Raw genomic sequence first — 11876 nt, forward strand, 5'->3', positions numbered from 1 at the left:
GTGGGTGACGACGACGTCCTCGGGCGCGGCCCGTACCGCGCGGGCGAGTCCCACGTAACGGGCGACGGCGGTACGCAGGCCCTGGTGCCCGGCCGGGTCGGCGTATCCGCCCCGGATCGTCGCGGTGCGCAGTTCCCCGGCGACCAGCCGCCGCCAGGTGGCCAGCGGGAACAGCCCGGTGTCAGGGGTGCCGGCCCGGAAGTCGTGGCCCGGTCGGGGCGCGGCGGTGGGGGCCGGCGCGGCGGACGCCCAGAACCCCCGCGGGCGTACGCCACCGGCCGGTGCCGGACGGGGCCGGGCGCGGGCGACCGGCTCGCCTGCGACGAACGTGCCCGCGCCGACCCGGGCGGTGAGCAGGCCCTCGGCGGTCAGCCGCTCGTAGGCGACGGCGACCGTGTTGCGGGAGACGTCGAGCCGCCGGGCCAGCTCGCGGGTCGGTGGCAACCGTTCGCCGGGCCGCAGCCGGCCGTCCAGGATCGCCTCCAGCAACTGCCTGTGGATCCGGGTGGCGCGGTCGCCGGGGCCGGCCAGGCTCACGTGTACGTCCACCGCGACGACCCTACATTGGCCCAATCGAATCGCCTGGAATCGGCGCTTCTGTGAGCCAATCCGCAGGTCTTGGATGGAGGAAGGAGCACGGCGAACGGGGGACGAGCAATGACCGATGTCGACACCGGCCGCCGGGTCCGGGTGCTGGCCCTGGCCCAGCTCGCCAACTCGGTGGGTGACGGCGCGTTCTACGCCTGCTCGGCGCTGTTCTTCATCCGGGTGGTCGGGTTGTCCCCGGCGCAGGTCGGGATCGCCCTCACCGTGGGCTGGTCGACGGGCATCCTCGCCGGAGTGCCCGCCGGCCAGCTGGCAGACCGCTACGGCGCGCGGCGGATGACAGTCGTCTTCGCCGTCGCCACCGCCGCCGCACTCAGCGGCTTCCTCGTGATCCGTTCCTTCCCGCTGTTCGTGCTGCTCGCATGTTGCTACGCCGCCTGTCAGGCCGGGCTCACCGCCAGCCGGCAGGCGCTGCTGGTCGGGCTGATCGAGCCCGCGCGGCGCACCGCGGTACGGGCCCGGTTGCAGTCGGTCTCGAACGCCGGCCTGGCCGCCGGGGCCGGGCTGGGCGCGCTCGTGCTCTGGGCGGACAGCCGCCCGGCGTACCTGTCCGCCTTCGCGCTCGACGCGGCGAGCTTCCTGGCCGCCGCCCTGCTGGTGCGCCGGCTGCCCGAGGCGGCGGCGCCGGTCCCGGCCGGACCCGAGCCGGGCCGGCTGGCCGTGCTGCGCGACCGCCCGTACGCGCTGATCACCCTGCTGAACGCGGTGATGTGCCTGAACATGCCGCTGCTCAGCCTGGCGTTGCCACTGTGGATCGCGGAACGGACCGACGCCCCGGCGCCGATGGGCGCGATCGTGCTCACCGTGAACATGCTGTGCGTGGTGCTGTGGCAGGTCCGGGTGGCCCGCCGGGTGACCGATCCGGGCACGGCGGCGCGGGCCAGCGGGCACGCCGGTTGGGTGCTGCTTGTCGCTTGCGGCGCGTACGCGGTCTCCGGGATGGTCGGCGGCGCGTGGGTGGCCTCGGCGGTGCTGCTGGGCGCGGCACTGGTGCAGGTGTTCGGCGAGATGGTGCAGGCGGCCAGCGGCTGGGAGGTCGGCTTCACCCTGGCCCGACCCGACCGGCAGGGGCAGTACCAGGGCTTCTTCGGCATGGCGCCGCAGCTCGCCCGGATGCTCGGCCCGGTGCTGCTGACCTCGCTGCTGCTCGGCTGGGGCACCCCGGGCTGGCTGGTGCTCGGCGGGCTGTTCGTGCTCGCCGGCCTGGCGATGCGGCCGGCGGTACGCCTCGCCGAGCGCCGCCGGGCCGCCGCCGAGGTGTGGATCCCCGCTCCGGTACCGGGCTCGACCGGCACTGAGGGGTCCTCCACCACGTTGCGGCGAGGCCGCTGAGCCGTCGCGCACCTACGGGAGGCGATCAGGGCGGATATCTGGCACGGTGGGTAGAAGTGTGGTGCCGTCGGCGGCGCGGTAGAGGGGGCGTGGTGGAGTTCTCGGTGACGACCCGGCAGGGGCGCGTCGGCCCGGTGATCGAGGTCGTCGGCGATCTGGACATGGCCAGCGCGCCTCAGTTGCGTGACCGGCTGCTCGAGGTGGTGGAGACCGGTGCGCGGACGGTGGTCGTCGACCTGACCCAGGTCGGATTCGTGGATTCCAGCGGCTTGGGCGCGCTGGTGCTCGTCTACAAGAACCTGCGGGAGCGCGACGGCTGGCTCGGTCTGGCCGTCGTACGCCAGTCGATCCGCAACGTCTTCTCGATCACCTCGGTGGACCGCGTCATCCCGCTCTTCGGCACGGTCCGCGAGGCCGAGGACGGCTCACCGACGGCGGTGCGCTGAGCGCTCCTCGTCCGGGCTGACGCGGGCGCTGTCCGCGCCGGCGGTGCTGCGGCGTGGCCCGTGGCCGCCGTACCAGTCGACGACGAGCAGTGTGGCGTCGTCGGCCAGAGCCGGCCCGGCGATCTCCAGCATCGCGTCGGACAGTGCCCGGACCGCCTCGCGGGGATGCAGGTGGGCGAGGCGGAGCAGGGCGGCGGCCAGGTCGAGGTCCGCGGCGTTGCGTTCGCGCATGCCGTCGGTGACCACCACCAGCCGGTCGCCGGGCAGCAGCGGTAGCTCCGCGCTGCGGTAGCTCTCGCCGGGGAACATCCCGAACGGGAAGTTGCCCGGCAGTTCCACGGGTACGACCCGGCCGTCCCGGACCAGCAGCGGCGGGACGTGCCCCGCGTTCAGCAGCTCGCAGCGCCCGGTGGTCAGGTCGATACGGCCCAGCACGGCGGTGACGTACGCGCCGCGTACGTTGGCGTGCTCCGCGACCGCCCGGTTGGCCTCCTCGGCCTGCGCGACGAGACCGAGGCCGCGCCGGCGGGTGTTGCGCAGGCTGCCCACGCCGAGGGTGGCGGTGAGCGCGCTCGCCACGCCGTGGCCCATCGCGTCGGTGACGCTGAGGTGCAGCAGGTCCCGGGCCAGGCTGTAGTCGAAGGTGTCGCCGCCGACGCTCGCGGCGGGTTCCAGCCAGCCGGAGAGAGCGAAGGCGCCGGCCTCGCAGGTGAACGAGGCGGGCAGCAGGCGGCGCTGGATCTCGGCGGAGAGGGTGAACGGGGTGGTGCGCTGTCCCCACTCGAACAGGTCGGTGTGCCTGCGGTTGGCGATGACCACGAACGCCAGCGCGTGCGCGGTACGGGCGACCCAGTTCACCACGTCGCCGTCCGGCTCGTCGGGCAGGTCGATCTCCAGCAGGCCGATCGCCTCACCGCGGTCGGTGACCGGCGCCAGCACGGTCCACGTGCCGTCGCCGGGGACGACCTCGGGGGCCTGCTGACGGAGGGCGCGTTCGTAGGGCCCGCCGTCGAACGGGAGGACCTCGGCTGCCTCCTCGCCGTGGCGTCGCCCGGCGCCGCCGCCGTCCGGCTGGTGGGTCAGCCGGACCAGCGCGCGACCGCTGAGGTCGGCGATCAGCAGCGAGACGCCGCGCGCGTTCAGCGCCGTGGCGATGACGCCGGTGACGGCCTCGACCGCCTGCACCGGGGCGGCGTCCTCCGCCGACTGCAACATCCCGGTCAGCACCGCCTGCTCGCTGTCCTCCACCCCTTGAGCATATTCAGCGGACAGCGCGGCCGCCTTGTGAGCGAGACCGGGGGCCGGCGGGTCACCGCCATCGACCGGCCGGTATTGCATATAGTTGGCAACTACAGAAGAGTGGCGGTAGCGGGCGCTCGGGCACGCGATGATCGATCCTCGCCGGAGCGCCCGCCCGGCTGCCATCCGCAGACGAGTGTTCGAGGGGTTGCCGGTGGCGATCAGACCCAAGCCCGTACGCGTGGCAGCGGTGCTCGCCGTCGCCCTGCTCGTCGCCGCCGGCTGCTCGTCACCCACGGCGTCGACCGGCGGCCCGGGCAACTCCGGCACGCTCGTGGTCGCCACCGCGGGCGAGCCGGACACGCTCAACCCGGTGCTCAACTACGGCGTCGACGGCGCGTCGCTGATCTTCGACGGGCTGGTCGCCCGGGACGCCCGCAACGAGCTGGTGCCCGCCCTGGCCCGCGAGCTGCCCACCGTCTCGGCGGACGGGAAGACCGTCACCGCGAAGCTGCGCGAAGGCGTGCTGTTCCACGACGGCAGCCCGCTGACCGCACAGGACGTGGTGTTCACCTACCAGGCGGTGCTCGACCCGGCCGTCGACTCCACGCTGCGGTCCGATCTGGACATGCTCGCCTCCGTCACCGCGCCCGACCCGGCGACGGTCGTGTTCACGCTGAAGTACGCGTACGCGCCGTTCCTGCAGCGGCTGGCGCTGGGGGTCGTCCCGGCGAAGGCGTTCGCCGGGCAGGACATCAACAAGGCGACCTTCAACCGCAAGCCGGTCGGCACCGGTCCGTACCGGTTCACCTCATGGACCCCGGGTGACCGGCTCGTGCTCGCGGCGAACGAGACGTACTGGGACGGCAAACCGGCGAACTCGGGCGTGGTGGTGGCGTTCGTCGCCGACGACAACGTCCGCGCCCAGCGGATGCGGGCCGGCGAGTTCGACGCGGCGGAGCTTGCGCCGAAGCTCGCCTCCGGCTTCGAGAGCCGCGACGGCTACCGGGTGCACAAGGTGCCGACCGCCGACTACCGGGGCGTCATGCTGCCGATGGGCAACCCGGTCACCGGCGACCCCGCGATCCGGAAGGCGCTGAACGTCGCGGTGGACCGGCAGGCCATGGTGACCGGCGTGCTCGGCGGCGCGGGGGAGCCCGCGTTCGGGCCGGTGCCGCCCACGTCGGAGTACGCCGAGCCGACGATCGCCGGCAAGCCCGGCGCCGACGTCGCCGCCGCCACGGCGGAGCTGGACGCCGCCGGGTGGAAGCCCGGCCCGGACGGCATCCGGGTCAAGGACGGGCGGCAGGCCGCGTTCACGATCCTGTACCCGGCCACCGACAGCCTGCGCAAGGAACTCGCACTGGCCGTCACCGCCGACGCGAAGAAGGTCGGGATCACTGTCACTCCGGAGGGCCTGACCTGGGACGCGATCACGCCGCGCATGAAGCGCGACGCGCTGATCATGGGCTACGGCACGCCGTACGATCCGGACTTCGTCTCCTACAAGCTGTTCAGCTCGGCCTTCGCCGGGCAGGGCTTCTTCAACCCCGGCTCGTACCGCTCGGCGGTCACCGACGCCGCGTTGCAGGCCGGCCGGGACAACGCCGACCCGGCCGCCCGCAAGGCCGCGTACGCCACGTTCCAGAAGCAGCTCGCCGCCGACGTGCCGTGGGTGTTCCTCACCTACCTCCAGCACACCTACGTGCTGAAGGACGCCGTGACCGGGGTGACGCCGCGGGTCGAGCCGCACGAGCACGACGTCGCCAACAGCATCTGGTGGAACGTGCACACCTGGACGAAGGAATCGTGACCGGACGGCGGCGGCTGGCCGGGGCGGGCACAGTGGTCCGGCGGCGGCTGCTGGTCGCCGTGCCGGTGCTGGCCGCCACCAGCATGGGCATGTTCGCCCTGGGCGCCGCCTCCCCGATCGACCCGGCCCAGCAGTACGCGGGCGCGGCGTCGTTCACCACCAGCGAGGAGAACCTGGCGCAGATCCGCGCCAACTGGGGTGTCGACGACCCGCTGCCGGTGCAGTACGCCCGCTGGCTCGGCAACCTGCTACGCGGCGACCTGGGCTGGTCGACGAGCCGGCACGAGCCGGTCACCTCGGTGCTGGCCTCCCGGGCCGGATGGACGCTGCTGCTCGTCGGCACCGCGCTGGCCCTGGTGCTGGTGGCGAGCGTGCTGCTGGGCACGCTGGCCGCGTACCGGCGTGGCGGCTGGTTCGACCGGGCGCTGCGCGCCGTCGCGTACGCCGTGCAGTCCATGCCGGTGTTCTGGATCGGCCTCGCGGCGATCGCCGTGTTCGCGCTCAGCCTCGGCTGGCTGCCCGCCGGCGGGCTCACCGACATCACCGCCACGAGCACCGACCCGGCCGACGTGGCCCGGCACCTGGTGCTCCCGGTGACGGTGCTGGCGATCTCCCAGGCCCCGTGGTTCGTCCTGTTCGTCCGTGACGCGGTCGCCGAGAGCCTGCGCGACGACCACGTCCTGGCCGCCCGCGCCCGGGGACTGCCCGGCCGGGTCGTCCTGTTCGGACACGCGCTGCGTACCGCGTTGCTGCCGTTCCTCACCCTGGTCGGCACGCACCTGCCCGAACTCGTCGGCGGCGCGGTCCTGGTGGAGACCGTGTTCTCGCTGCCCGGCCTCGGCGCGGTCACCGTCGAGGCGGCGCTGGGCGCCGACTTCCCGCTGCTCGCGGCCACGACCCTGGCCACCGCCGTCGTGGTGCTGACCGCGAATATGCTCACCGACATCGCCTACGCCGCCGCCGACCCCCGGGTACGCCTCGATGACTGACCTCGCCCTCCCCGCGCGCGTCCGGCGCCTGCGCCGCCCCGGCAGCGCGGGCACGACAGTCGCCGTCGTGGTGCTCGCCGGTGTGGTGGCCGCCGCGCTGCTTGCCCCGGTCCTGTGGCCGCTGGACCAGAGCGCCGTCGACCTCTCCCGTACCCGGCTCGCGCCGTCGGCCGACAACCTGGCCGGCACCGACGACCTCGGCCGCGACGTGGCGTTGCGCAGCCTCTACGGCCTGCGCGTCTCGCTGCTTGTCGGCGCGGTCGCGGCGCTCGTCGCCGCGGTCATCGGCGGGCTGGTCGGCGCGCTCGCCGGCAGCGTCGGCGGCTGGGTCGACCGGGCGCTCATGCGCGTCGTGGACACCGTCGCCGCGCTGCCGCACCTGCTGCTGGGCATCTTCATCGTGGCGATGCTGCGCCCCAGCCTGGGCGCGGTGACCGCGTCCATCGCGTTGACACACTGGCTGTCCACCGCCCGGATCGTCCGCTCCGAGCTGCTCAGCCTGCGCAACCGGCCGTTCGTGGACGCCGCCATCTCCGGCGGCGCGAACCGGGCCCGGGTGCTCACCCGGCACCTGCTGCCGCACGTGCTGCCGCGCCTGGCGCTGGCGACAACGCTGATGGTGCCGCACGCCGTCTGGCACGAGACCGCGCTGTCCTTCCTCGGCCTCGGCCTGCCGCCGCACCTCGCCTCGATCGGTAACATGATCAACGACGGGCAGCGGTCGCTGCTCACCGGCGCCTGGTGGGCCAGCATCGTCCCCGGCCTCCTGCTCGTGGCGGCCACGCTGGCGCTCGCCGTGCTCACCGGCCGGTGGCGCGACCGCCTCGACCCGCGCGTACGGGCGGAGCTGCAGCTGTGACCGCCCCGGCGCTGCTGACCGTCGACGGGCTGACCGTCCGCTTCCGGCTGCGTGACGCGCTCGTGCACGCCGTCACCGACCTCAGCCTCACGCTGCGGCCCGGCGAGCTGCTGGCGGTGGTCGGCGAGTCCGGGTGCGGCAAGTCCGTCCTCGCGCACGCCCTGCTCGGCCTGCTGCCGCGCAACGCCACAGTCACCGGGCAGGCCCGCCTGCGCGCGCCGGGACGCGACGAGGTCGACCTGATCGGCGCGGGGGAGCGGCACCTCGCCCGGCACGTACGCGGCCGGGGCGTCGGGCTGGTCCCGCAGAGTCCGGCCACCGCGCTCACCCCGGTGCGTACCGGGCGGAAGCTGCTGGAGGAGACGCTGCGCGCGCACGGGCACACCCGTCGTGACGCGCCGGCCGCCGCCGACCGGATCGCCGCCGACGTCGGCCTCGACCCGGCCGATCTGGACCGGTACCCGCACGAACTGTCCGGCGGCATGGCCCAGCGGCTCGCCACCGCGCTGGCGCTCGCACCCGACCCGCCGGTGCTGCTCGCCGACGAACCCACCACCGGCCTGGACCGGCCGCTCGTCGACCACACGCTGGACCTGCTGCGCCGCCGCTGCGACACCGGCGCGGCCGTCCTGCTCATCACGCACGACCTGGCCGCCGCGCGCCGCGTCGCGGACACCGTGGCCGTGATGTACGCCAGCCGGATCGTCGAGCACCGCCCCACCGGGGCGCTGTTCGACGCCCCGGCCCACCCGTACACCGCCGGGCTGCTCGACGCGCTGCCCGATCGCGCGTTCGTGCCGGTACCCGGCCACCCGCCGGCGCTCACCGACCTGCCCGGCGGCTGCGCCTTCGCCCCGCGCTGCGCCCGCGCCACCGACACCTGCGCGACAGTGCCCCGCCTCGACGCCGAGGGCGCGGGCCGTGTCGCCTGCCACCATCCGCTGCGCGAGGAGGTACCGGCATGACGGTCACGGCTCCGGACGCCACCGACGCCGTCGCCTCGGGCGCCGCGCCGGCCGCCGGGCTCGCCGCGCACCAGGTCTCCGTCGCGTACGGCCGGCAGCGCGTCCTCGACCGGGTCGACCTGCACATCGCCCCCGGCGAGACGGTCGGGCTACGTGGACCGTCTGGTAGCGGCAAGTCCACACTCGCCCGCGTCCTCGCCCTGCTGCACGCACCGGACAGCGGGCACCTTACGCTCGACGGGAGTCCCGTCCGGGGCGCCCGGCACCGGCTGCCCGCCTCCGTCCGCACGCGTGTCGCGATCCTGTTCCAGAGCCCGCGCGCCGCCACCGACCCGCGGCTCAGCCTCGCCGACATCGTCGCCGAGCCGCTACGTGCCACCGGCACGCCGCGCGAGCAGGCCGCCGCCCGTACGGCGGAACTGGCCGACCTGGTCGGGCTGACAGCCGACCTGCTGACCCGCCGTCCGCACGCGGTGAGCGACGGGCAACTGCAGCGCGCCTGCCTGGCCCGCGCCCTGGTGCACCGGCCGGACTACCTGCTCTGCGACGAGGCCACCGCGATGCTCGACGCCTCCACCCAGGCGCACGTCGCCGCCGTCATCGGCGACTACCAGCGCCGGCAGGGCGCCGGGGTCCTGGTCATCACCCACGACCCGGCGCTGATGGCCCGCTGGGCCACCCGGGTGGTGGACCTGCCGGCGGCGTGACGTCGCGTCACTCCCGCACCGGGCGGCGTACGGTGCCCAGCGCCCCGGCGACGACGGTCCCGAATCCGACCGCCATGAGCGGCATCCCCATCTCGAACGGCAGCTCACCGACCCAGTTGATGCTGTCGCGCTCGGGCAGCGCGCCCAGGCTCACCGCGACCACCGCGCCGGCGAGGAACATCCCGGCCACCGCCGCGCCGACCGAGAGCTTGGCGCACGCCACGCTCCGCCCGGCCCAGAGGCCGGCCAGGACGGCAATCGCCAGGGCCACCACGACCAGCCAGGTCCAGCCGCCCTCGGTCTCCAGATAGGCCCAGCCCGAGTACGACCACTGGTGCATGCGGCTGGCGCGGAACCACGGGATCAGGTAGCCGAGCAGCGCGGTGGCGCTGCCGACCAGGAGCAGCACGTCGGGGGCCGGGCGGTACCAGCGAGGGGAGTCGTCCATGCGTCCGGAAGGTAGCAGTGCCATGATCCACGCGCACGGTCAGCACCAGCCGTTTACCGGCCCGTTGACACCGGTGGAGAGGTAGGCGTCGGACACCCAGCTGCCGTCGCTGAGCCGGTCCCACAGCGCCGTGGTGCCGTAGCGGCCGGTGTGCGAGGTGCCGTTGGCGGAGCAGGAGACGGTGACGGTGGCGCCGTCGGCGACCGACCCGAGGACGCCGTACCCGGTGCCCGGTCCGGAGCGCCGGGTCAGCGTGCCGCCGCCGTTGGCGTCGACGACTCCCTGGTTGAAGCCGAGCGCGCCGTAGTTGTAGACGCCGCCGCCCGCGCCGACGTAGGCGGACCCGTGCCGGGCGCCGCCCTGGTACGCCGCCGCGCCGCTGACGAAGTCCCACTTGCCGATGCCGTGCCCGGCGATCGGGACGTACGCCGAGTTCTGTCGCAGTCCGAAGTGCACGTGCCGGCCGGTGGCGGAGCCGCCGCAGGTGACATCGGTGCCGGTGTTGCCCAGGAACGCGCCCTGGGCGACGCCCGCGCCGTTGACGGAGATGCTGTTCCACAGGTGGTAGTAGTCCGTCGAGTAGCCCCGGTCGTGGATGACCCGGATCCAGCCGGTGCACATCGTGTACGCGGTTCCGGCTCGGGCGGCGCGGACGACTTGGTCGCCACCGGCGAGGTCGACCGAACTCCACGGCGCGGCGGCGCCGCCCCAGCCGTGCGGCCCGGAGGTGAGCGTCCACGTCTGCCCGACCGCGAACGGCAGCGCCATGCCGGTGCGGAAGTCGCTGCCCGCGTACGTCGGTGTGACGGGCGTGGTGAAGACGGCCTTCTCGGTCTCGCTCACCAGCGGCGACGCGGCGGCCAGGTCGCCGAACGCGGCCTCCCCGTCGACCGCGACGGTCCAGCCCCGGGCGTCGGCCCGGGCGAGGAAGACCGAGCCGGTGGGGTGCGCGTCGGCGGACCGGTCCGCCGGCAGCACCGCGGTGCCGAAGGCCCACCGCCCGTTCGAGCGGGTGACGCTGATCCGGGCCTGCTGCGCGTCCGCCGTACGGGCGGCGGCGTCGGCCGAGCCGAGAAGCTTCGCGGTCACGGCGTCGGCGACGGGGCCGGGTGCCGGGCGGGGAGCGGCGGTCGCGGGTGCCGGGGCTGTTGCCCAGGCGCCGATGGCCGCCAGGGCGCAGGAGAGCATGAGCCGTCGCATGGAGCCTCCTTATCGACATGTGTCACTGAATGGAGGCTATCGACGGTGGTGAAAGTTGTCTACGACTATCGATGCGACGGTGAAGGATCTATGCATCGAGGGTACCCGGAAGTGGATCTTCCGGGTGGCGGGGTTCCGAGGCCGGCGCTGTCGCGCGCGGCTCGACGGCGCGGCATCCGTTTCCGGTCGCCATTTCTGATCCGCCTTCAAAGATTGGCGGAAGTGACAATGCCGGCCGACGGTGGAGTAGAGATTTGACCGCTTCGGGTGGTTCATGCGGCCGCACGTAATCGTAGTGATGTCGGTATCGTTCCGTCATTGTGGTGACCAGTCCCTTTCTGTGGGTTGTGGTGCGATGTCGGAAAGAATCGGCGTTCCGACATCCGGTGAAACAAAGGCCTGCCGTATTCGAGATCTTCGACATCTCCCGATGCTCCCGACGGTATAGTGCGACCATCCCCTATGGAGTGCCGGAAAGCGTCTGATCTGCGTGATGACACCTGGGCTGGAAAATGCGCCAACGGGCCCGTGCTTCGTCGGGCGGGGAGCACAGTTGGCGCGTATCGGAAAAGCCCAGGCCGCCGCGCTCGGCCACGGCCGGCAGATGGTCTGCGAAGTGGTCGGAGAGCCGGGCATCGGCAAGACCCGCTTCGTCCGCGAGGCCCTGGAACGATGCGCCCCCACGGTCCCGTGGGCCGTCGGGACGTGCGCGCCGGACGAGCGAGGAGTTCCCTTCCATGTGTTCCGGCACGCCCTCACGAAGGGCCAGCCACCCCGCCGCGGACTGCGTGCCGGGCGACCCGCACCGACCTGGGCGGAGCCCGCTGGCGCGGTGCCACCGGCGTCGGACGCCCGGCGGTTCCGGACCTACCAGGCGGCCCGCCGGCTGATCGGCCTGGCCGCCCGGGACGGACTGGTGCTGGTCCTCGACGACCTGCACTGGGCGGACGCCTCCTCCACCGGCCTGATCGCCCACCTCCTGAGGTATCCGGTGCCCGCGCCGCTGCTGCTCGTGCTCGTCTACCGCCCGCGCCAGATGGCGACCCCGATGCCGTTCGGCCCACCGGAATCCGACGAGAACGCCGATCCGGAACCGACGTCCCGCGACCGGATCGAACTCCGCCCGCTCGGCCTCGCCGAGGTCGCGCTCCTGCACCCCCACGTCGACCAGGCGGAGCTGCGAGCCCGGTACGACCTGACCGGCGGCAACCCCGGTTACCTGGCGGCGCTCCCGGCCGGCCCCGCTCCGGCCGCCGCCGACCCGCTCCGGGA

12 protein-coding genes are annotated in these 11876 nt (G+C 73.8%); 8 read left to right on the forward strand and 4 right to left on the reverse strand.

The window, feature by feature from the left end; all coding sequences use genetic code 11:
- On the reverse strand, positions 1-549 hold a 549-nt coding region (locus KBX39_RS10275), incomplete at its 3' end, for a GntR family transcriptional regulator (protein WP_210870207.1).
- 108 nt (positions 550-657) lie between these two features.
- On the opposite strand from KBX39_RS10275, the gene KBX39_RS10280 reads away from it, so the two are divergent.
- Both KBX39_RS10280 and KBX39_RS10285 read left to right on the forward strand, forming a co-directional pair.
- Positions 658-1938 (forward strand): MFS transporter, encoded by a 1281-nt coding sequence (locus tag KBX39_RS10280; protein WP_064448591.1) that lies wholly within the window; start codon positions 658-660, stop codon positions 1936-1938.
- A gap of 104 nt (positions 1939-2042) precedes the next feature.
- Positions 2043-2384, forward strand: coding sequence for an STAS domain-containing protein (locus KBX39_RS10285; protein ID WP_231915651.1), 342 nt, complete (start codon positions 2043-2045; stop codon positions 2382-2384).
- Here the strand turns inward: KBX39_RS10285 and KBX39_RS10290 are convergent.
- Entirely contained in the window at positions 2364-3632 is a 1269-nt protein-coding gene (locus KBX39_RS10290; RefSeq protein ID WP_210870209.1) for a PP2C family protein-serine/threonine phosphatase, read from the reverse strand. The genes KBX39_RS10285 and KBX39_RS10290 overlap by 21 nt on opposite strands.
- Positions 3633-3837: 205 nt before the next feature.
- Here KBX39_RS10290 and KBX39_RS10295 point away from each other — a divergent pair, with 205 nt between their 5' ends.
- The 5 genes from KBX39_RS10295 to KBX39_RS10315 are packed head-to-tail and all read left to right on the forward strand — an operon-like array spanning position 3838 to position 8956.
- Complete coding sequence (locus tag KBX39_RS10295) at positions 3838-5436, forward strand: ABC transporter substrate-binding protein (RefSeq protein WP_210870211.1); 1599 nt, start codon at positions 3838-3840, stop codon at positions 5434-5436.
- Complete coding sequence (locus KBX39_RS10300) at positions 5403-6425, forward strand: ABC transporter permease (RefSeq protein WP_312247075.1); 1023 nt, start codon at positions 5403-5405, stop codon at positions 6423-6425. Before KBX39_RS10295 ends, KBX39_RS10300 begins: the two co-directional genes overlap by 34 nt.
- Positions 6418-7284: an ABC transporter permease gene (locus KBX39_RS10305; protein WP_210870213.1), complete on the forward strand. Its 867-nt coding sequence runs from the start codon at positions 6418-6420 to the stop codon at positions 7282-7284. The genes KBX39_RS10300 and KBX39_RS10305 overlap by 8 nt, the downstream gene beginning before the upstream one ends.
- A complete protein-coding gene (locus KBX39_RS10310; protein ID WP_210870214.1) occupies positions 7281-8249 on the forward strand; it encodes an ABC transporter ATP-binding protein in 969 nt (322 codons plus the stop codon). The genes KBX39_RS10305 and KBX39_RS10310 overlap by 4 nt, the downstream gene beginning before the upstream one ends.
- A complete protein-coding gene (locus KBX39_RS10315) occupies positions 8246-8956 on the forward strand; it encodes an ABC transporter ATP-binding protein (protein ID WP_210870216.1) in 711 nt (236 codons plus the stop codon). The genes KBX39_RS10310 and KBX39_RS10315 overlap by 4 nt, the downstream gene beginning before the upstream one ends.
- A gap of 7 nt (positions 8957-8963) precedes the next feature.
- On the opposite strand, the gene KBX39_RS10320 is transcribed toward KBX39_RS10315, so the two are convergent.
- Together KBX39_RS10320 and KBX39_RS10325 are read right to left on the reverse strand one after the other, a co-directional pair.
- On the reverse strand, positions 8964-9404 hold the full coding sequence (locus tag KBX39_RS10320) for a hypothetical protein (protein WP_210870219.1): 441 nt from the start codon (positions 9402-9404) through the stop codon (positions 8964-8966).
- Between the two features lie 39 nt (positions 9405-9443).
- Entirely contained in the window at positions 9444-10604 is a 1161-nt protein-coding gene (locus KBX39_RS10325) for a peptidoglycan DD-metalloendopeptidase family protein (RefSeq protein WP_210870221.1), read from the reverse strand.
- Between the two features lie 553 nt (positions 10605-11157).
- Between KBX39_RS10325 and KBX39_RS10330 the strand changes: the two genes are divergently transcribed.
- Positions 11158-11876: AAA family ATPase (locus tag KBX39_RS10330; protein WP_210870223.1), on the forward strand; the 719-nt coding region annotated here is incomplete at its 3' end.

It is taken from the genome of Micromonospora sp. D75, assembly GCF_018070405.1.
GTDB classification, from domain to species: domain Bacteria; phylum Actinomycetota; class Actinomycetes; order Mycobacteriales; family Micromonosporaceae; genus Micromonospora; species Micromonospora chalcea.

Excerpts from the sequence above, each read along its gene's own strand:
- KBX39_RS10280 (WP_064448591.1), top strand. The coding sequence starts at position 658 with ATGACCGATGTCGACACCGGCCGCCGGGTCCGGGTGCTGGCCCTGGCC.
- KBX39_RS10305 (WP_210870213.1), top strand. The coding sequence starts at position 6,418 with ATGACTGACCTCGCCCTCCCCGCGCGCGTCCGGCGCCTGCGCCGCCCC.
- KBX39_RS10315 (WP_210870216.1), top strand. The coding sequence starts at position 8,246 with ATGACGGTCACGGCTCCGGACGCCACCGACGCCGTCGCCTCGGGCGCC.
- KBX39_RS10320 (WP_210870219.1), bottom strand. The coding sequence starts at position 9,404 with ATGGACGACTCCCCTCGCTGGTACCGCCCGGCCCCCGACGTGCTGCTC.
- KBX39_RS10325 (WP_210870221.1), bottom strand. The coding sequence starts at position 10,604 with ATGCGACGGCTCATGCTCTCCTGCGCCCTGGCGGCCATCGGCGCCTGG.